The 17,221-nt window shown below is 70.4% G+C and carries 15 protein-coding genes; 7 read left to right on the top strand and 8 right to left on the bottom strand.

The features are described from left to right. Positions 1-46: 46 nt before the first annotated feature. From ACIA8X_RS27765 to ACIA8X_RS27750, 4 genes are all read right to left on the bottom strand, one after another. The gene (locus ACIA8X_RS27765; protein ID WP_393453021.1) at positions 47-1,165 is read right to left on the bottom strand and encodes an LLM class flavin-dependent oxidoreductase; all 1,119 of its coding nucleotides are present in this window, start codon (positions 1,163-1,165) and stop codon (positions 47-49) included. A gap of 112 nt (positions 1,166-1,277) precedes the next feature. After that, on the bottom strand, positions 1,278-2,048 hold the full coding sequence (locus ACIA8X_RS27760) for an SDR family NAD(P)-dependent oxidoreductase (protein WP_399459359.1): 771 nt from the start codon (positions 2,046-2,048) through the stop codon (positions 1,278-1,280). A 109-nt stretch (positions 2,049-2,157) separates the two neighbouring features. Beyond that, on the bottom strand, positions 2,158-3,057 hold the full coding sequence (locus ACIA8X_RS27755) for an RNA polymerase sigma-70 factor (protein ID WP_399459358.1): 900 nt from the start codon (positions 3,055-3,057) through the stop codon (positions 2,158-2,160). Continuing rightward, positions 3,054-4,211, bottom strand: a complete 1,158-nt coding sequence (locus tag ACIA8X_RS27750; RefSeq protein ID WP_393453012.1) for an NAD(P)/FAD-dependent oxidoreductase — start codon at positions 4,209-4,211, stop codon at positions 3,054-3,056. The genes ACIA8X_RS27755 and ACIA8X_RS27750 overlap by 4 nt, the downstream gene beginning before the upstream one ends. 218 nt (positions 4,212-4,429) lie before the next feature. On the opposite strand from ACIA8X_RS27750, the gene ACIA8X_RS27745 reads away from it, so the two are divergent. Both ACIA8X_RS27745 and ACIA8X_RS27740 read left to right on the top strand, forming a co-directional pair. Next, positions 4,430-5,173 (top strand): hypothetical protein, encoded by a 744-nt coding sequence (locus ACIA8X_RS27745; protein WP_393453009.1) that lies wholly within the window; start codon positions 4,430-4,432, stop codon positions 5,171-5,173. A gap of 52 nt (positions 5,174-5,225) precedes the next feature. After that, on the top strand, positions 5,226-6,014 hold the full coding sequence (locus ACIA8X_RS27740) for a hypothetical protein (protein WP_399459357.1): 789 nt from the start codon (positions 5,226-5,228) through the stop codon (positions 6,012-6,014). A 17-nt stretch (positions 6,015-6,031) separates the two neighbouring features. On the opposite strand, the gene ACIA8X_RS27735 is transcribed toward ACIA8X_RS27740, so the two are convergent. The 3 genes from ACIA8X_RS27735 to ACIA8X_RS27725 form a co-directional block, all read right to left on the bottom strand. Further along, positions 6,032-6,664: a LuxR C-terminal-related transcriptional regulator gene (locus ACIA8X_RS27735; RefSeq protein WP_399459356.1), complete on the bottom strand. Its 633-nt coding sequence runs from the start codon at positions 6,662-6,664 to the stop codon at positions 6,032-6,034. A gap of 117 nt (positions 6,665-6,781) precedes the next feature. Further along, positions 6,782-7,720 (bottom strand): LLM class F420-dependent oxidoreductase, encoded by a 939-nt coding sequence (locus tag ACIA8X_RS27730; protein ID WP_399459398.1) that lies wholly within the window; start codon positions 7,718-7,720, stop codon positions 6,782-6,784. A 483-nt stretch (positions 7,721-8,203) separates the two neighbouring features. Next, positions 8,204-9,448: an amidohydrolase family protein gene (locus ACIA8X_RS27725; protein WP_399459355.1), complete on the bottom strand. Its 1,245-nt coding sequence runs from the start codon at positions 9,446-9,448 to the stop codon at positions 8,204-8,206. 208 nt (positions 9,449-9,656) lie between these two features. Between ACIA8X_RS27725 and ACIA8X_RS27720 the strand changes: the two genes are divergently transcribed. Next, the gene (locus ACIA8X_RS27720; RefSeq protein WP_399459354.1) at positions 9,657-12,626 is read left to right on the top strand and encodes an AfsR/SARP family transcriptional regulator; all 2,970 of its coding nucleotides are present in this window, start codon (positions 9,657-9,659) and stop codon (positions 12,624-12,626) included. 217 nt (positions 12,627-12,843) lie between these two features. Continuing rightward, on the top strand, positions 12,844-13,038 hold the full coding sequence (locus tag ACIA8X_RS27715; protein ID WP_393452991.1) for a hypothetical protein: 195 nt from the start codon (positions 12,844-12,846) through the stop codon (positions 13,036-13,038). Between the two features lie 141 nt (positions 13,039-13,179). Here the strand turns inward: ACIA8X_RS27715 and ACIA8X_RS27710 are convergent, their stop codons facing one another. Continuing rightward, positions 13,180-14,745 carry a FadD3 family acyl-CoA ligase gene (locus tag ACIA8X_RS27710; protein WP_399459353.1) on the bottom strand — a complete coding sequence of 522 codons (1,566 nt, stop codon included), beginning with the start codon at positions 14,743-14,745 and terminating at the stop codon, positions 13,180-13,182. Positions 14,746-14,871: 126 nt separating this feature from the next. Here ACIA8X_RS27710 and ACIA8X_RS27705 point away from each other — a divergent pair, with 126 nt between their 5' ends. The 3 genes from ACIA8X_RS27705 to ACIA8X_RS27695 are packed head-to-tail and all read left to right on the top strand — an operon-like array spanning position 14,872 to position 17,214. Next, on the top strand, positions 14,872-16,020 hold the full coding sequence (locus ACIA8X_RS27705) for a lipid-transfer protein (protein ID WP_093904565.1): 1,149 nt from the start codon (positions 14,872-14,874) through the stop codon (positions 16,018-16,020). 7 nt (positions 16,021-16,027) lie between these two features. Beyond that, positions 16,028-16,444 carry a Zn-ribbon domain-containing OB-fold protein gene (locus ACIA8X_RS27700; protein WP_399459352.1) on the top strand — a complete coding sequence of 139 codons (417 nt, stop codon included), beginning with the start codon at positions 16,028-16,030 and terminating at the stop codon, positions 16,442-16,444. Beyond that, positions 16,441-17,214, top strand: a complete 774-nt coding sequence (locus ACIA8X_RS27695; protein WP_399459351.1) for an enoyl-CoA hydratase/isomerase family protein — start codon at positions 16,441-16,443, stop codon at positions 17,212-17,214. Before ACIA8X_RS27700 ends, ACIA8X_RS27695 begins: the two co-directional genes overlap by 4 nt. The last annotated feature ends 7 nt before the right edge of the window (positions 17,215-17,221 follow it).

The following is a 17,221-nucleotide window of genomic DNA, read 5'->3' as shown; positions in this document are numbered from 1 at the left end:
GGAACTGCGCGACCAGCCCCCACACACCCGCACCCCGCAACGGCGATCAAGCGGCACCCCGGAACCGCGAGGTCCGATGAACAGGATCCGTATCGATCTTCGGAATCACGTGCTCCCCGATCATCCGAATCGTCTGCAACGTCTCCTCCTTCGGCACCCCCACCGGCAACCCGAAACTCAACTGATCGGCCCCGGCCTGCTCCCACCGCTTGCACTGCCGAAGCACCTCGTCCGGATCCCCACAGATCACGAGCTCTTCCTCGATGAGCAGCTCGACGAACTCCTCGGTGTACTCGGGCAACGTCTCCGGCCACACCGGAAAGCCCTCGGGCCGCGGGAAGGTGTCGTGATACCGGAACACGAGCGACGGCAGATAGTGCAACCCCCCGCTCGCGGCGATCCGCACGGCCTCCTCGTGCGTGGGCGCACATATCGCGGTCGTCGTCACCATCACGTTGTCGTTGACGAAGTCCCCCACCGGCTCCGCGTCCACGATCGCCGTCTTGTACTGCTCAAGCACCCACTCCATGTCGGCGACCTTCTGCACGCTGAACCCGAGCACCCCGAGCCCCTTCTTCGCCGCCATGGCGTACGACGGCGGCGACCCGGCCGCGTACCACATCGCCGGATGCGACTTCCCGTACGGCTTCGGCAGGACCTTCCGCGGCGGCAGCTGCCAGTGCTTGCCCTGGAAGCCGACGTACTCGTCCTGGAGCCACATCTTGGGGAACTCGGCGATGGTCTCTTCCCAGATCTCCTTGGTGTAGTTCATGTCGGTGATCCCGGGCAGGAACCCGAGGATCTCGTGCGATCCGGCTCCCCGCCCGCTGCCGAACTCGAAGCGGTTACCGGTGAGATGGTCGAGCATGGCCACCTTCTCGGCGACCTTCACGGGGTGGTTGACCTGGGCGAGGGGGTTGAAGATCCCGGACCCCAGATGGATCCGCTCGGTCGCGTGGGCCAGATAGCCCAGGTAGACGTCGTTCGCCGAGAGGTGCGAGTACTCCTCCAGGAAGTGGTGCTCGGAGGCCCACGCGTACTTGAAGCCGGACTTGTCCGCCTGGATGACGTACTCGGTCTCCTCCATCAGCGCCTTGTGCTCGGCGAGCGGGTCGGTCTCGGCACGTTTGCCCACGTATCCCTGTACAAAGAGCCCGAATTCCAAGGAGGTTCACCGTCCCCAGTTCGTTGCTGACGCCCGTTTCTGACGTACCGTCAGATTCACTTGCCGCCGACTGTGGCACCGCTCACGTGCACCGTCAATAGCTGACTGCACGTCAGATTACGCTCACCCCGGCCAGCCAGCCGCCGTCGACCACGAACGGCTGCCCGGTGATGTACGAGGAGTCGTCCGAGGTCAGGAACAGCGCGAGCCGCGCCACCTCCTCGGGCCGCCCGATCCGCCCCAGCGGCACGAGCTTGCGGTACAACTCGTCCAGGGCCCGGCTCATCCCCTCCACGTCCGCGTTCGGGTCCAGCTGCGCCGGGTTGGACATCGCGGTGTCGATGGCGCCGGGGCACATCGCGTTGACCCGTATGTTCCGGGGCGCGAGCTCCAGCGCGGCGACGCGGGTGAGGCCGAGGATGGCGTGCTTGGTGGCGGCGTACGCGCCCACGGCCGCCATGCCCGTCACGGCCGTGTAGGAGGCGGTGTTGACGATGGTGCCGCCGTCCTCCATCTCGGGCGCCACGGTCTTGATGCCGAGGAAGCAGCCGACCTGATTGACCCGCACGACCTGCATGAACTCGTCGAGAGGCGTGTCGACGAGGGAGTTGAAGCGCAGGATGCCGGCGTTGTTGACGAGGCCGTCGATACGGCCGTACGCCTGCTTGGCCGCCGCCACGGCGGACCGCCAGTCCGTCTCCTCGCCCACGTCGAGGTGCACATAGAGCGCACCCAACTCCTCGGCCAGGGCCCGCCCTTGATCGTCGAGCACGTCCGCGACGACGACCTCGGCACCCTCCGCCGCGAACAGCCGCGCCTCCTGCTCCCCTTGGCCGCGCGCGGCGCCGGTCACGAGAACAACGCGCCCGTCGAGCCTGCCCATGGGAACCCCCTTCGCACGGGCTCGCCGGGCGAGCCCGTCTCAATGAGTAGAGGTTCGGCATCGTATCGCCAGATCTGACGATCCGTCAGTTCCCTGGGTGTGGGGAGATTCAGCGGGAGGTGAGGGGGGTCTCGGACTCGACGCGGGTGAGTTTTTCGGGGTTGCGGACGTAGTAGAGGCCGCTGACCCGGGCGTTCTCCACCCGGAAGGCCAGCACGCCGTCGATCACGCCGTCCAGGCGGAGGATGAGTCCGGGGTTGCCGTTGACCGTCGTGGGCTCGCTGGTGAAGGCGCCGCCGGCCTTGGTGAGACTGCCGGCCATGTAGCGGAGCACCTTGTCGGCGCCGACGACCGGATGCGGGGCCGCCAGCTTGAGGCCGCCGCCGTCGCTGACGAAGACGACGTCCGGGGCGAGTACGTCGAGCAGTCCCTGCAGATCCCCGGTCGCGAGCGCGGCCTGGAACGAATCCAGCGCCGCCCGGGCTTCTGCCGGGGAGACCGGTGTGCGCGGCCGGCGGGCGTCGACGTGTTGACGGGCGCGGTGGGCGATCTGGCGTGCGGCGGAGGGGCTCTTGTCGATCGCGGCCGCGATGTCGTCGTAGCCGAAATCGAAGACCTCGCGCAGCACGAAGACGGCGCGTTCGGTCGGTGAGAGGGTTTCGAGGATGAACATGAGCGCCAGCGACAGGTTCTCCGACAGCTCGACGTCCTCGGCCACGTCCGGCGTGGTGAGCAGGGGCTCGGGCAGCCAGGGGCCGACGTAGGCCTCCTTGCGCCGTTTGAGGGTGCGCAGCCGGTTGAGCGCCTGCCAGGTCGTGATCCGTACCAGGTAGGCGCGCTGGTCCCGCACCTGCGCCAGGTCGACCTCGACCCACCGCAGCCAGGCCTCCTGGAGGACGTCCTCGGCGTCCGCCGCCGAGCCGAGCATCTCGTAGGCGACGGTGAACAGCAGGTCGCGGTGGGCGACGAAGGCCTCCGTGGCGGGGTCGGTGACGTCGTCGTCGTTCATGTCGTGCGCTCCAGGCGGTCGGTGCTGTCGCCCTGGGAGGCGCGGGAACTGGCCTTGCGTGCGCCGGACAGCAGCTTGTTGAGGGTGAACCGGCAGGCGATCTCCTTGACGCCGGCACCGGTCCGCCCGCTGATGCTGAGGGCGTTCACCTTGTCGTTCGGGTAGGAGAACTGGGTGACGCCCGCGTCCCGGCCGAGGCTGAGGCACTGCCCGGCGAAGAACATCCGGACGGGAGCGGCCTTCTTCCCCGCGATACGGCGCAGGATCGTGGCGGCGGCCGCCGGGCCCAGCTGTACGGCGGCCTGGCAGCTCATCCGGAACGGGTGGTCCGGCATCACACCCGCGTCCCCGGCGGCGACGATGCGCTCGTCGTCCACACTGGTCAACGTCGTGTCGGTGACCAGACGGCCGTCGGCGTCGGTGCGCAGCCCGCTGTGGGCGGCCAGGTCCGGGACACGGAAGCCCGCGGTCCAGATCGTCACCGCGCTGGGCAGCTCGCGGCCGTCGTCGAGCCGTACGGCGTCCTGTGTCACTTCCGTCACCCGCGCGCCGGGGCCTTCGAGGACGGTCACACCCAGCTGGGCGAGCCGGCGGGCGACCGGGCGGCGGACCCGGGCATGCAGGGAGGGGCCGAGCACGCTGCCGCAGACCAGGGTGACCTTGCGGCCGGCTTCCGCCAGCTCGGCGGCGGTCTCCAGGCCGGTCGGGCCGGCCCCGACCACGGTCACCGAAGCCGACGCGGGCGCCGTGTCCAGCGCCGACCGCAGTCGCTCCGCCCCCTCGAAGTCCGACACCCAGTGAGCGAACTCCGCCGCTCCGGGCACCCCGGGATCGGCGGCGCCGCTGCCCACCGCGTAGACGAGGTAGTCGTAGGAGAGCGTGCCGCCGCCCGCCAGCGACACCTGGCGCCCGGCAGCGTCGATCCGGGTCGCGGTGTCGACCACCAGCCGGACGTTCCCGCCCAGCACCTCGCCGAAGCCCTCGACGGCGTCGTCGGAGCCGGTCACGAGCTGGTGCAGGCGGATCCGCGAGACGAACTCGGGACGCGGATTGACCACGGTCACCGACACGCCCTCGCGCCGAGCCAGACTGTTGGCCGCCGTCACGCCCCCGTACCCTCCGCCGACGACGACTACCTCGACGTTCCCGTTCATGATGTCTCCCTAGTGCTGTGGACTCGGCATGGAGACACCGGCCGCCGGCCTGGTGTGACAGCTCGCGGATGAGACGTAGCGCACATCGGGCGAGGGCGGAGACGCCGACCCGTCTGTCGATGCAAGTCCCGAGGATTGCTGTGGCGAATCTCACCTGACTCACCAGTAGGGACGTTTGACCCTGTCGGCGTGCGTCAAGGGAATCCAAAATCTTCGCCATGTCCAAGCGGAGACTCAAGAACAGGAAGATCAGGATCGTGGCGGTCGGATCGGCCGTCGTGACCGGCGGAGCCCTGGTCGCCGTACTCCTGCCGTCGGCGAACGCCGCCGAAGAGAAGACGCCCGACCAGGTCATGGATCTGTGCATGCGGGCCAAGGTGCTCAACGGCAAACAGCAGTCCATTTCCGATTTCGGCGGGCACCCGATCGCCGGGCCCAGTTTCGGGTCCGACAACTGCGATTTCGTGGAGACCGAGTTCGAGACCTTCGACGGGCCGACCGAGAAGGCGTCGATCGACTTCCCGAACTGCGAACCGAACGCGACCGAGCCGGCGAAGGTGTCCATCACCTGGTCGGCCACCGCGGCCCAGGGCCAGGGCAAGTACACCGTGACCCAACAGGGCGGTGGCGGAGGGCTGTTCGGCGCCCTGAGCGGGTCGTGGGTCAAGCACAAGGGCACCCTCGACATGACCCTCAAGTCGGCGACCGCCGGGGACACGGAACAGCGGGACGTGCCGGTCGGCAAGGTGCTGCACATGGAGTTCACGCCGAAGATGCAGCGCATGACCGGCGAATGGCGGGTGCGGATCGACGCCGACCCGGGCGGCTTCGCCACGAACCCCTCCCCCGAGCAGAACTTCGTGGCACCGGAGGTCGTCGAGGGCCCCGTCATCCTGCCGGGTGCGGCGGGTGCTCCCGGTGTCGTGGACGGCACCTCCAAGGCCGTCCTGAGCGACTGCTGAACCCCGATCCCACCGCCCCCACCTCCACCTCCACCCCTCACAGGAGAACCCCATGACACGCCCCGGCCGCGGAAACCACCGGAGCAAGAAGAAGCGCATCACCCTCGCCGTGGCCCCCGTGGCGGCCGTCGCGGTGGCCACCGCGCTGATGAACTCGGCGGGCGCCGCCACCGCCTCCGAAGTGACCGCCGACTGCTCGTCGGACTCCGACAAGCTGGAGAACTGCGAGTTCGTCGACGTCCAGTTCAAGCGGAACGGCCTGGGACCCAACCAACGGGTCTCTACGGTGACCGACAACTGCGGATCGTCCGCCACCGCCTCCAAGGCGTTCAACGTGAGCGCCTCCGTCACGCGGACCATCCAGCTGGAGGACGGATTCACCGCGGGCGCCGACACAAAGCTCGGCAACTCCTTCTTCGAGATCGGCGCGAAGTTCAGCACCTCGGAGATCAACATCACGCGTGACGACAAGACGACCACGCTGGCGTTCACCAGGACGGACACCGTCCAGGGGGACAGCCTCGCGTTCTTCATGTGGTCCGCCAAACGCACCGACGTGAGCGGATTCCTGCGAGCCACGTACAAGGAAGCACAGGACGGACAGAAGGTGTTCTTCTCGCCGAGCGAGGGCTCCACGGGCATCCACGTCTTTTATCCGCAGATCCTGAAGAACGGAACTCCCGACGGCCGCCTCTGGCTGCGCAATGTGAAGTGCGGAACTCCAGAAGCGTCCGGCATTCAGAATTCGACGCGTGCTCTGAGGGCAGAACCGGGATTCGGTGAGGGCGGCGAGAACGTGACCGACGTCGAAATCCCGCTGGCGGAGGTTCCGGCGCCTTAATGCGGAGTTTGCGGTTCTCAGGCGCGAAGCACGGGTGCGGCTCCCAGCCACCGCAGGACCGCGTCCGTGCTTCCGCGTGCGTCGAGCTTGGCATAGATGTTGCTGAGGTTGTTGCGGACGGTCTTCTCGCTCAGCCGTAATCGCAGCCCGATCTCCTGCGCGCCCAGGCCGGTCGACAGCAGCTCCATGATCTGCCGCTCGCGCGGCGTGAGCAGCTCTCGCAGCCGCAGCAACGCCTCCCCGCCGGTGGGCAGCCGCCGGGCCCCCTCCCGCAGGGCCGCGCAGGCCGCCGGGGAGAGATAGGTGTGCCCGACGGTCGCACCCACGACGGCCGAGGAGAGCATGCAGGTGCAGTAGTCGCCCTCGACCAGATAGCCCGCCCCGTGCCGGAACACCTCGACGATGGCCTCGGTGTCCCGGCACGGGCTGATCACGATCGCGGGGACATCGGTGGCGGGCAGTTCCCGTACGGCCACGGAGGGGTCCTCACGATGGAGGATCACGACGTCCATCACCTCGCCCGTCCCCACCGACGCGTTCAGGGGCACCACCCGTCCGACGTACGGGTCGTCCGGGGCCGGCCAGCCGGGGTGGGGCCAGGTGCCCGCGGGGGCGGCGAGGGCGACTGTGAGCTTTCGGAAAGTGCGCACGTCAATGTGTCCTTCCGCCGATGCCGTACGGGCGTACGTCTACGTCAGTACGTCCATACATACGTCGGTGGGCGTGGACATGTTCAAGCTTTCAAGGAGCACTGTGTGGTGGGCCCACTACAGCAAAGGCCCCACCTCCGCCCCGAACGCCGCCATCTGGTCCGTGAGTTCACCCCGGCTGCGACTCCGGAACCGCACCTGGATCTGGTCAACCCCCATCGCCCGGTACGCCCGCAGGGACTCGGCGAGGGCGTCCGGCGACCCCGAGAGCGTGCGGCGGCCCACGTCCCAGGTGGGTGTGCCGACGTACAGAGGCTCGGCGATGGCGCCGAACGCGAACCGGGCCTCGATGCCCGCCTCCTCCCTCAGCCGCCGTATCCGGGCGATCTGCACGGGAAGCCGGTCACGCGGGTCGCCCTGCGGCAGCCAGCCGTCCCCCTTCAGCGCGGCCCTGCGCACGGCGGCCGGGGACGATCCGCCCACCCACACCGGGACGTGGTCCTGGGCGGGCCGTGGCAGTTGGCCCAGGTCCTCGAAGTCGTAGAGCTTGCCGTGGTGTTCGGGGAACTCGTCGGGGCCGAGGGCGGCGCGCAGGGCGTCGATCGACTCGTCCAGTACGGGCCCGCGCCGCTCGAAGTCGGCCCCCAGCGCCTCGAACTCCTCCCGCACGTGCCCGGCCCCGACCCCGAGGATCAGCCGGCCGCCGCTGAGGTGATCGAGGGTGGCGTACTGCTTGGCGGTGAGGAGGGGGTGCCGTAGGCCTACGACCGCTACGTGACTGAGCAGCCGTACGCGCTCGGTCACGCCCGCCAGGAAGGCCAGCGTGGCGACGGGGTCGTACCAGACCGTGCTCATCGCGGAGGCCAGGCGGCGCGGGATGGCCACGTGGTCGCAGCTCGCGACGTAGGCGAAGCCCGCGCGGTCGGCGGCGCGGGCGACGGCCACCAGGTCCTCCGGGCCGGCGGCGGCCTCCCAGGGTTCGGCGTAGATCGTGCTCTGCGACTGGACGGGGAGCTGGATGCCGTACAGCGTCCGCCCGTCCGGCGGGACTTGGATGGACACACGCCCTCCTCTTCGATCTGACGCTCCGTCATATGCGTGGTCGGGCGCCATCGTCCGGTTTGGCGGCGCAACAGACAAGGGGCACAGGCCGATCCAGGAGACGGCGGCGCCCTCCGTGCCGAACGTGCCCGGAATATCGCGATCTTCGTGCGATTGGCCGCAGGTCGTCGCGTTCGTGTCCCAGGGGTGTCACCGGGTGAGGGCGGCCCGAGGGGGGCTCGTACTGGGTGGCGGCGGCTCGGGAGGTCCGGGAGCCGAGACACGGGACCGCCCCCGCCTCCAGCGTCACCCTCTCCGACGAGCCCGACTTCGGTGACCCCTCCCGAGGGCCTGGCCGGCTCCGGGTGCCAGAACGTCGGCCGTGACGACTCCGCCTCCTCCCTCCAGGCGTCCGGCACCCTGACTGACGCCCACTGCTGACGCCCACTGCGGAAGTGTGCCCACCGGCCGCGGTCCCTTCCAGGGGCCGCGGCCCTCTCATGCGCCGCCCGACCCCGGCCCCGGCCACAGCCCGTCGTCCGTCAGCCCCAGCAGCTCGATCGCGTTGCGCCGTACGATCCGGTCGACCACGTCCGCGTCCAGGTGCCCCATCTGCGCCTCGCCGACCTCGCGGGACTTCGGCCAGGTCGAGTCGGAGTGGGGGTAGTCGGTCTCGTAGAGGACATTGCCGACGCCTATCGCGTCCAGGTTGCGGAGCCCGAACGCGTCGTCGAAGAAGCAGCCGTAGACGTGGTCGGCGAACAGCTCGGACGGCGGGCGGTGCACCTTGTCGGCGACGCCGCCCCAGCCGCGGTTCTCCTCCCAGACGACGTCGGCGCGCTCCAGGATGTACGGGATCCAGCCGATCTGGCCCTCCGCGTACATGACCTTGAGGTTCGGGAAGCGCTCGAACTTGCCGCTCATCAGCCAGTCGACCATCGAGAAGCAGCAGTTGGCGAAGGTGATGGTGGAGCCGACGGCGGGCGGGGCGTCCGCGGAGGTCGACGGCATACGGCTGCTGGAGCCGATGTGCATGGCGACCACCGTGCCGGTCTCGTCGCAGGCGGCGAGGAAGGGGTCCCAGGCGTCGGTGTGGACGGAGGGGAGCCCGAGGTGCGGGGGTATCTCGGAGAAGGCGACGGCGCGCACGCCGCGGGCGGCGTTGCGGCGGACCTCGGCGGCGGCCAGCTCGGCGTCCCAGAGGGGGATCAGGGTGAGCGGGATGAGCCGGCCCCGGGCGTCGGGCCCGCACCACTGCTCCACCATCCAGTCGTTGTAGGCCTGGACGCACAGCAGGCCCAGCTCGTGATCCTGGGCCTCGGTGAAGGTCTGGCCGCAGAAGCGGGGGAAGGTCGGGAAGCAGAGGGCGGACTGGACGTGGTTGACGTCCATGTCGGCGAGGCGGGCGGGGACGTCGTACGAACCCGGGCGCATCTGCTCGTAGGTGATGACCTCCAGCTTGATCTCGTCCCTGTCGTAGCCGACGGCCGTGTCGAGGCGGGTGAGGGGGCGGTGCAGGTCCTCGTAGACCCACCAGTCGCCGACGGGGCCGTCGTCGCCCGGCCGGCCCATGACGGGCTTGAACCGGCCGCCCAGGAAGGTCATTTCCTTCAGTGGCGCGCGGACTATGCGCGGCCCGACGTCCTGGTGCTTCTTCGGCAGCCGGTCCTGCCAGACGGTGGGCGGCTCCACCGTGTGGTCGTCGACGGAGATGATCAGGGGAAACGTCGTCTCGGTGTCCATGACGCTCACGGTAGCGCCGATCTGACGGTCCGTCAGCTATGCGGTCGGCCGTACAAGAAGGGCCATCGCCGGGCGCCACTGTGCGGAGACCACGTGAGGGCCTTGTGATATCCCGCGCGTCTACCTGTGATCAGCCACTCCACAGCTGACGCATCTGCCGGAACAAGGCAAACTGGCGGGGATGTAAACGGGTCCTAGGGGGACTGCGATGGACGGGGTACCGCGAGTGCCGGAGCAGAGGCGTCCCGGCTCCTCGACAGATGCGGCGGAGCACGCGGCGGCGCTGCGCTTCAGCGTGCTCGGTCCGGTGCGCGCATGGCGGGGCGACGATCAACTCCCCACCGGGTCTCCCCAGCAACGCGCCCTGCTCGCGGCCCTGCTGCTGCGCGAGGGCCGTACGGCGACCGCGGCGGAGCTGATCGACGCCCTGTGGGGCGAGGAGCCGCCCTCGCAGGCGCTGGCGGCGGTACGGACGTACGCCTCCCGGTTGCGCAAGAGCCTGGATTCCGGGGTCCTGGTGAGCGAGTCGGGCGGCTACGCGGTGCGGGGCCTGGCCGAGGGCGCGCTGGACCTGGCGGTGGCGCAGGAGCTGGCGACGGAGGCGGAGAAGGCGCGCGGCGCCGGGGATCTGTGCCTTGCCCGGGAGGTGCTCGGGCGGGCGCTGGCGCTGTGGGACGGCGAGGTGCTGGCGGGGGTCCCGGGGCCGTACGCGGAGGCCCAGCGGGTCCGGCTGGAGGAATGGCGGCTCCAACTCCTCGAAACGCGCCTCGACATGGACCTGGAGCAGGGCTGTCACGCCGAGGCCGTCTCCGAGCTGACGGCGCTGACGGCGGAGCACCCGCTGCGCGAGCGGCTGCGGGAGCTGCTGATGCTCGCGCTGTACCGCAGCGGCCGGCAGGCGGAGGCGCTGGCGGTGTACGCGGACACGCGGCGCCTGCTGGCGGACGAGCTGGGCGTGGACCCGCGCCCCGGCCTGAAGGAGCTCCAGCAGCGGATCCTGCAGGCGGACCCCGCTCTCGCGGAACCGTCGGCGCCGACGGCGGAGCCCGGGGTGGTTCAGGTGCGCCCGGCGCAACTGCCCGCGAGCGTCCCCGACTTCACGGGGCGGTCGGCCTTCGTGCGTGAGCTGAGCGAGGTGCTGGCGTCGGCCTCGGGGACCGAGGGCCGGGTGATGGCGGTGTCGGCGCTGGCCGGCATCGGCGGCGTGGGCAAGACGACGCTCGCCGTGCACGTGGCGCACCAGGCGCGGTCGTCCTTCCCCGACGGGCAGCTCTACGTCGACCTCCAGGGCGCGGGCCCGCGCCCGGCCGAACCGGAGACGGTGCTGGGCTCCTTCCTGCGGGCCATGGGCACCGCGGACTCGGCGATCCCGGACTCGCTGGAGGAGCGGGCCGCGCTGTACCGCTCACTCCTGGACGGCCGCCGGATCCTGGTCCTGCTGGACAACGCCCGCGACGCCGCCCAGGTGCGCCCGCTGCTGCCGGGCATGGAGGGCTGCGCGGCGCTGGTGACGTCCCGGGTGCGGATGGTGGACCTCGCGGGGGCGCATCTGGTCGACCTGGACGTGATGTCCCCGGACGAGGCGCTGTCCCTCTTCACGAAGATCGTCGGCGAGGAGCGGGTGGCGTCCGAGCGGGAGGCCGCGCTGGACGTCGTCGCCGCGTGCGGTTTCCTGCCGCTGGCCATCCGTATCGCCGCGTCCCGGCTGGCGGCCCGCCGCACCTGGACGGTGTCCGTGCTCGCCGCCAAGCTCGCCGACGAACGGCGACGCCTGGACGAACTCCAGGCCGGGGACCTCGCGGTGAAGGCGACCTTCGAGCTGGGGTACGGCGCCCTGGACGCCGCGCAGGCGCGGGCGTTCCGGCTGCTGGGGCTGGCCGACGGAGCGGACATCTCGCTCGCGGCGGCGGCGGCCGTACTGGATCTGCCGCCGGAGGACACGGAGGAACTGCTGGAGTCCCTCGTCGACACCTCTTTACTGGAGTCGGCGGCGCCCGGGCGCTATCGGTACCACGATCTGGTCCGGCTCTACGCGCGTGCGTGCGCGGAGCGCGACGAGCAGCCGCCCGGTGAGCGGGACGCGGCGTTGTCGCGGTTGCTGGACTTCTATCTGGCGACGACCGCGCAGGTGTACGCGATCGAGCACGGCGAGGACCGGCTGACCGACCATCTGGAGCCCACGCGCTATCCGGGGCTGCGCTTCACCGAGGCGGCGGCGGCCCTGGACTGGCTGTACACGGAGGCCGGGCAACTGCTGGCCTGCGTACGGCAGGCGGCGGGGACGGAGCGGCTGCGGCGGGCCGTCGATCTGCTCTGGGCGGCGAAGGACCTGACCGAGTCGGGGGCCAACTCGCATCAGTACGAGATGACGGCGAAGGCCACCTGCGAGGCCACCCGCGTCGCGGGCCACGAACGGGCGGAGGGCAGGGCGCGTACGGTGCTCAGCGATGTGCTGCTGGTCTCCGGACGTGTTCGGCAGGCGGAGCAGGAGGCGCGCGTGGCCATGGAGCTGGCGGTGAGCGCGCACGACTCCATCGCCGTCAGCTGGGTCGCCAACAACCGGGGGCTCATCTGCCTGCACGAGACCCGGTTCGCCGACGGCAAGGTCTTCTTCGACCAGGCCCTCGAAGGTCTGCGGGCGGCGGGGAACCGGCTCTTCGAGGCGACCGTCCTCGGCAACCTGTCCCGGGCCCATCTCGGCATGGGCAACATCGCGAAGGCCGTGGAGATCGCCCAGAGCGGGCTCGCCGTGCACACGGAGGTCGGCCGGACCGTGCGCCTGGCCAACGGCCACTTCCAGCTGGGCGTCGCGCTGACCCGGGCGGGCCGTCACACCGAGGCGCTGAGCCAGTTCTCCGACGCGCTCGGCCTCTTCAACGAGCACCGGCAGCGCCTCTGGGAGGGCGTCACCCACTTCCGCATCGCCGAGGTGCACGCGGCCGAGCACCGCCCCGCGCAGGCCGCCCAGTACGCCGAACAGGCCCTCGCGCTGGGCTGCATCGGCGGTGACCGGATGCAGGGCAACGTCCTGACGCTCCTGGGGCGTTCGCTCGCGGCACTCGGGCAGGCGGGCCGGGCGCGCGCGTGCTGGCGTGAGGCGCTCAACCTCTACGAGCAGAACAGCGCGGTGGAGGCCGAGGAGGTGCGCGCGCTCCTCACGTCGACCGCTGCGGCGTAGCGGGCGGGCTTCTGACCTGGGGAGTACGAGCGTTCAGCGTTCGTTTATCTCCATCCGACAGACTCGTACTCAGTCGGACCGTCGCCACGGGGGGCAGGCAGTCCGACCAGGAGCCCGGCCGATTAGTCTGCGGCTCCGAGCGCCCGTCCGGCAATCCTCGGGGGAGTTTCCGGACGGGCGTTCCTGTCTCATCACCGAAAAAGGGGAACACGAGCCCATGAGCGACAAGAAGAAGGACGCAACCGTCTCGCCGGACAACAACTCCATGCCGAGCGAGCCCGTCTCGGACGAGACGATCACCACGCTCAACAACTCCATGCCGAGCGAGCCGGCCAAGGCGGAGACGACGATCACGACGCTCAACAACTCCATGCCTGCCGGGCCCGCCGTCCTGGACCTGGACGACAAGTAGGCCTCTTCACACGGGGATCGGCCGCGGCGGCGCGGAGGGGAAGCCGCCGCGGCCGAGGCATGTTCGGGGGGCGGGCGGCGATGGACGAGGTCCGCATCCTCCACAACGATGCTCAGGTCACCGCCTGGCCCGCCTGACTCGTCATCGTCTCCCCCGCAACTCCCCCTTGACCACCTTCCCGCTCGCGTTCCGCGGCAGCTCCGCCACGAATTCCACCGCCCGCGGCACCTTGTAGTTCGCCATTTCCCGTCGCGACCAGGAGATCAGGTCGTCCGAGGTCATCAAGGAAGCCGGGCGGCGGACGACATACGCCTTCCCCACCTCGCCCAGCCGCGCATCCGGTACGCCGATCACCGCGACGTCGGCCACGTCGGGGTGCAGTCCCAGGATCTGTTCTATCTCCGCCGGGTACGCGTTGAAGCCGCCGACGATGAACATGTCCTTGATGCGATCGGTGATCCGCAGATTCCCCGCCGCGTCCAGCACGCCCACGTCGCCCGTCCGCAGCCAGCCGTCCGGTGTCACGACCTCCGCCGTGGCCGCCGCGTCCTCGTAGTACCCGCGCATCACGTTGAAGCCGCGGACCAGGACCTCGCCGGGCTCGCCGAGCGGGGCCTCGACGCGTAGCTCCGTGCCCGGGATCGCGCGGCCCGAGGTCGAGGCGATCACCGACGGTTCGTCGCCGCGGCGGCACATCGTGACGATGCCGCTGGCCTCCGAGAGGCCGTACGCCGTGAGGACCGTGCCGACGCCCAGTTCCCCGCGCAGCCGCTCCACCAGCCGCAGCGGCACCACCGCCGCGCCGGTCACGACGAGGCGCAGCGCGGAGAGGTCGTACGCGTCCCGTGCCGGATGGTCCAGCAGCGACTGGTGCAGCGTCGGCGGGCCCGGCAGTACCGACACCCGTTCCGCCGCGATGTTCGCGAGGGCCGTGTTCACGTTGAACACCGGCTGGGGGATCATCGTCGCGCCCCGCATCAGACAGGCGATGACCCCGGCCTTGTAGCCGAAGGTGTGGAAGAAGGGGTTCACGATGAGGTAGCGGTCGCCCTGCCGCAGGCCTGCCAGGTCGCTCCACACCTCGTAGGCGCGGAGCGTCTGCGCGTGGGTGATCACCGCGCCCTTGGGGCGGCCCGTCGTCCCGGACGTGAAGACGATGTCCGACGGCCACGATCCGTCCACGGCCTCGGCGCGTGCCCGCACCTCCGCCTCGTCCACCCCGTCGCCGCTCGCCAGGAAGTCCTTCCAGGTCCGGAAGTCCGCCGGAGCGTCGTCGGACAGCACCACCACCTGCTCCAGCTCCGGCAGCCCCGGCCCCTCCGCGACCGCCCGCCGCAGCGACGCCACATACGACGTCCCCAGGAACGTGCCCGTCACGAACAGCAGCCGTGCCCCGGAGCGCCGCAGCACATCCGCCGCCTCCCCGCCCTTGAAGCGGGTGTTGAGAGGAACCAGCACCGCACCCGCCGACACCGCGCCCAGCGCCGCCACGATCCAGTCCAGCGTGTTCGGCGCCCAGATGCCGACCCGGTCGCCCGGCGCGATCCCGTTCGCCATGCAGGCCGCCGCCGCGCGCTCGATGCGGGCGCCCAGTTCGGCGTACGAGAGCCTCGTGCGGCCCTCCACCACCGCCTCGGCGTCCGCGTACCGCTCGGCCGCGGTTCGGACGAGTTCCGGAATGCTGCCCCATTCCAAGTCACCGCGCACAACAGCCTCCCGACGGAACCCAGTAGCTGATTAACCAGTAGCGATTTCCCAGTAGCTGACTACCCGTCAGATTAGCTGTAGCCTGACGCGCTGTCAGCAGAGGGAACATGCTCGCGGAGGTGCCCCGTGACAGGACTCAAGGACGCCACCGCCATCGTCGGCATAGGCCAGACGCCCTTCGCCAAGAACCTCCCCGAGGACGAGAGAACCCTCGCCTGCCGTGCCGTGCTCGCCGCGCTCGACGACGCCGGCATCGCCCCGGGAGAGGTCGACGCGCTCGCCTCCTTCACCATGGAGGAAACCGACGAGGTGGAGCTGGCGAAGGCGGTCGGCCTCGGTGACCTCACCTTCTTCAGCAAGGTCGGGTACGGGGGCGGCGGTTCGTGTGCGACGGTGGCGCATCTCGCGGCGGCCATCGCCACCGGGCAGGCGTCCGTCGGCGTCGCCTGGCGGTCGCGGAAGCGGGGGTCCGGCCCCCGGCCCTGGCGCAACACCACCGCCCAACTGCCCACACCGGCCCAGTGGACCCGGCCGTACGGACTCCTGCGCCCCGTCGACGAGATCGCCATGCTCACCCGCCGCTACATGCACGAGTACGGCGCCACCCGCGACCACCTCTTCAACGTCGCCCTCGCCTGCCGCAACCGGGCCAACCAGAACCCCGCCGCGGTGATGTACGAACGGCCCCTCACCCGCGAGATGTACATGACGTCCCGCTGGATCAGCGAGCCCTTGTGCCTCTTCGACAACTGCCTGGAGACGGACGGCGCGTTGGCCTGCGTCATCGTCAGCAGGGAGCGCGCCCGGGACTGCGCCAAGAAGCCCGTCTACGTCCACTCCGCCGCCCAGGGTCTGCCCGCCCAGCACCACGGCATGGTCAACTACTGGAACGACGACCCGCTCACCGGCCCCGCCTGGACCGCCGCCCGGCATCTGTGGAAGCACGCCGACGTCACTCCACAGGATGTGGACGTCGCCCAGATCTACGACGCGTTCACCGCCCTCATCCCGCTCTCGCTGGAGGGCTACGGCTTCTGCGGCAGGGGCGAGGGCGGGGCGTTCACCGAGCAGGGGGCCCTGGAGATCGGCGGACGGCTGCCCCTGAACACCGGCGGCGGCGGGCTCAGCGAGGCCTATGTGCACGGCTTCAACCTCATCAACGAGGGCGTCAAACAGCTCCGCGGCACCAGCACCGCCCAGGTCCCCGGCGCCGCCACCTGTCTCGTCACCGCCGGCGAAGGCGTCCCCACCTCCGCGCTGCTCCTGAGGAGTTGATCGAAGGATGCTCTCCCCCGTCACCGACCCCGACGGCGCCCCCTTCTGGCAGTACGCCGCCCAGGGCGAACTGCGCGTCCAGGCCTGCGCCGACTGCGGCGAACCCCGCTTCCCGCCCCGCCCCTGCTGTCCGCACTGCCAGTCCTTCGCGTGCGAGTGGCGCAGGACCTCGGGGCAGGGCCGCGTCTGGTCGTACGTCGTCCCGCATCCGCCCCTGCTCCCCGACTACGCGGAGCAGGCGCCGTACAACGTCATCGTCGTCGAACTCGCCGACGCACCCCGCATCCGCCTCGTCGGCAACCTCGTCTCCGGCCCCGACGCCCGCCTCGACTCCCTCCCCCCGGCACGGATCCGCATCGGAGCCAAGGTCCAGGCCGTCTTCAGCGGCGCCGGGCTCCCCCAGTGGGTCCTGGAGCGGCCATGAGCCTCACCGTCGCGGCCGACAAGGACACCGGCGTCGCCGTCGTCACCCTCGACCGGCCCGAGCGCCTCAACGCCATCGACCTCACGATGCGGGACGAACTCGTCGCGGTCTGGCGGGAGTTGAGGTTCGATGACACCGTACGGGCCGTCGTGCTCACCGGTGCCGGGGAGCGGGCCTTCTGCACGGGGCTCGACCGGGACGCCGTGGTTCCGCAGCCCAGCTCGCCGTACATGATGGACGATCCGTTGCTCCGGGTCGGGCCCAAGGCCAACGATCTGTGGAAGCCGGTCGTCGCCGCCGTGCGGGGCATGGCCTGCGGGGGCGCCTTCTATCTCCTCGGCGAGGCGGACTTCGTCGTCGCCGACCCGACCGCCGCCTTCTTCGACCCGCACACCACCTACGGCATGGTCAGCGCCTACGAGTCCATGCTCATGGCGCTGCGCATGCCGTACGGAGAGGCGGCGCGGATGGCGCTCATGGGGAGCGCGGAGAGGATGTCGGCGCGGCGGGCCCATGAGATCGGGCTGATCTCCGAAGTCACCGAGCCCGATGGGGCGTTGGACGCCGCCGTCGGCTGTGCGACCGTCGTCGCCGGGTATCCGGCCGAGGCGGTGCAGGGGACCGTACGGGCGCTGTGGGCGGCCAAGGAGGCCGCCCTCGCGCAGGCGTTCGCGCAGGCACCGCACCTGATCGCGCTGGGGAATCTGCCGGGTGAGCGGCAGGCCGATCTGTTCGCGGCTCGGCGGTCCGGCGAGTACCGGGTGAGGTGAGCACCCG

The sequence above is a fragment of the Streptomyces sp. NPDC051738 genome, from assembly GCF_044453205.1.
Classification (GTDB): Bacteria; Actinomycetota; Actinomycetes; order Streptomycetales; family Streptomycetaceae; genus Streptomyces.
The sequence above is the reverse complement of the archived record's forward strand: the minus strand, read 5'-3'. Positions and strand labels throughout refer to the sequence as shown.

What these genes read in the sequence shown, in the direction of transcription:
- ACIA8X_RS27695 (WP_399459351.1), top strand. Translation starts at nt 16,441, where the DNA reads ATGAGCCTCACCGTCGCGGCCGACAAGGACACCGGCGTCGCCGTCGTC.
- ACIA8X_RS27755 (WP_399459358.1), bottom strand. Translation starts at nt 3,057, where the DNA reads ATGAACGACGACGACGTCACCGACCCCGCCACGGAGGCCTTCGTCGCC.
- ACIA8X_RS27740 (WP_399459357.1), top strand. Translation starts at nt 5,226, where the DNA reads ATGACACGCCCCGGCCGCGGAAACCACCGGAGCAAGAAGAAGCGCATC.
- ACIA8X_RS27715 (WP_393452991.1), top strand. Translation starts at nt 12,844, where the DNA reads ATGAGCGACAAGAAGAAGGACGCAACCGTCTCGCCGGACAACAACTCC.
- ACIA8X_RS27725 (WP_399459355.1), bottom strand. Translation starts at nt 9,448, where the DNA reads ATGGACACCGAGACGACGTTTCCCCTGATCATCTCCGTCGACGACCAC.
- ACIA8X_RS27745 (WP_393453009.1), top strand. Translation starts at nt 4,430, where the DNA reads ATGTCCAAGCGGAGACTCAAGAACAGGAAGATCAGGATCGTGGCGGTC.
- ACIA8X_RS27700 (WP_399459352.1), top strand. Translation starts at nt 16,028, where the DNA reads ATGCTCTCCCCCGTCACCGACCCCGACGGCGCCCCCTTCTGGCAGTAC.
- ACIA8X_RS27760 (WP_399459359.1), bottom strand. Translation starts at nt 2,048, where the DNA reads ATGGGCAGGCTCGACGGGCGCGTTGTTCTCGTGACCGGCGCCGCGCGC.
- ACIA8X_RS27750 (WP_393453012.1), bottom strand. Translation starts at nt 4,211, where the DNA reads ATGAACGGGAACGTCGAGGTAGTCGTCGTCGGCGGAGGGTACGGGGGC.
- ACIA8X_RS27720 (WP_399459354.1), top strand. Translation starts at nt 9,657, where the DNA reads ATGGACGGGGTACCGCGAGTGCCGGAGCAGAGGCGTCCCGGCTCCTCG.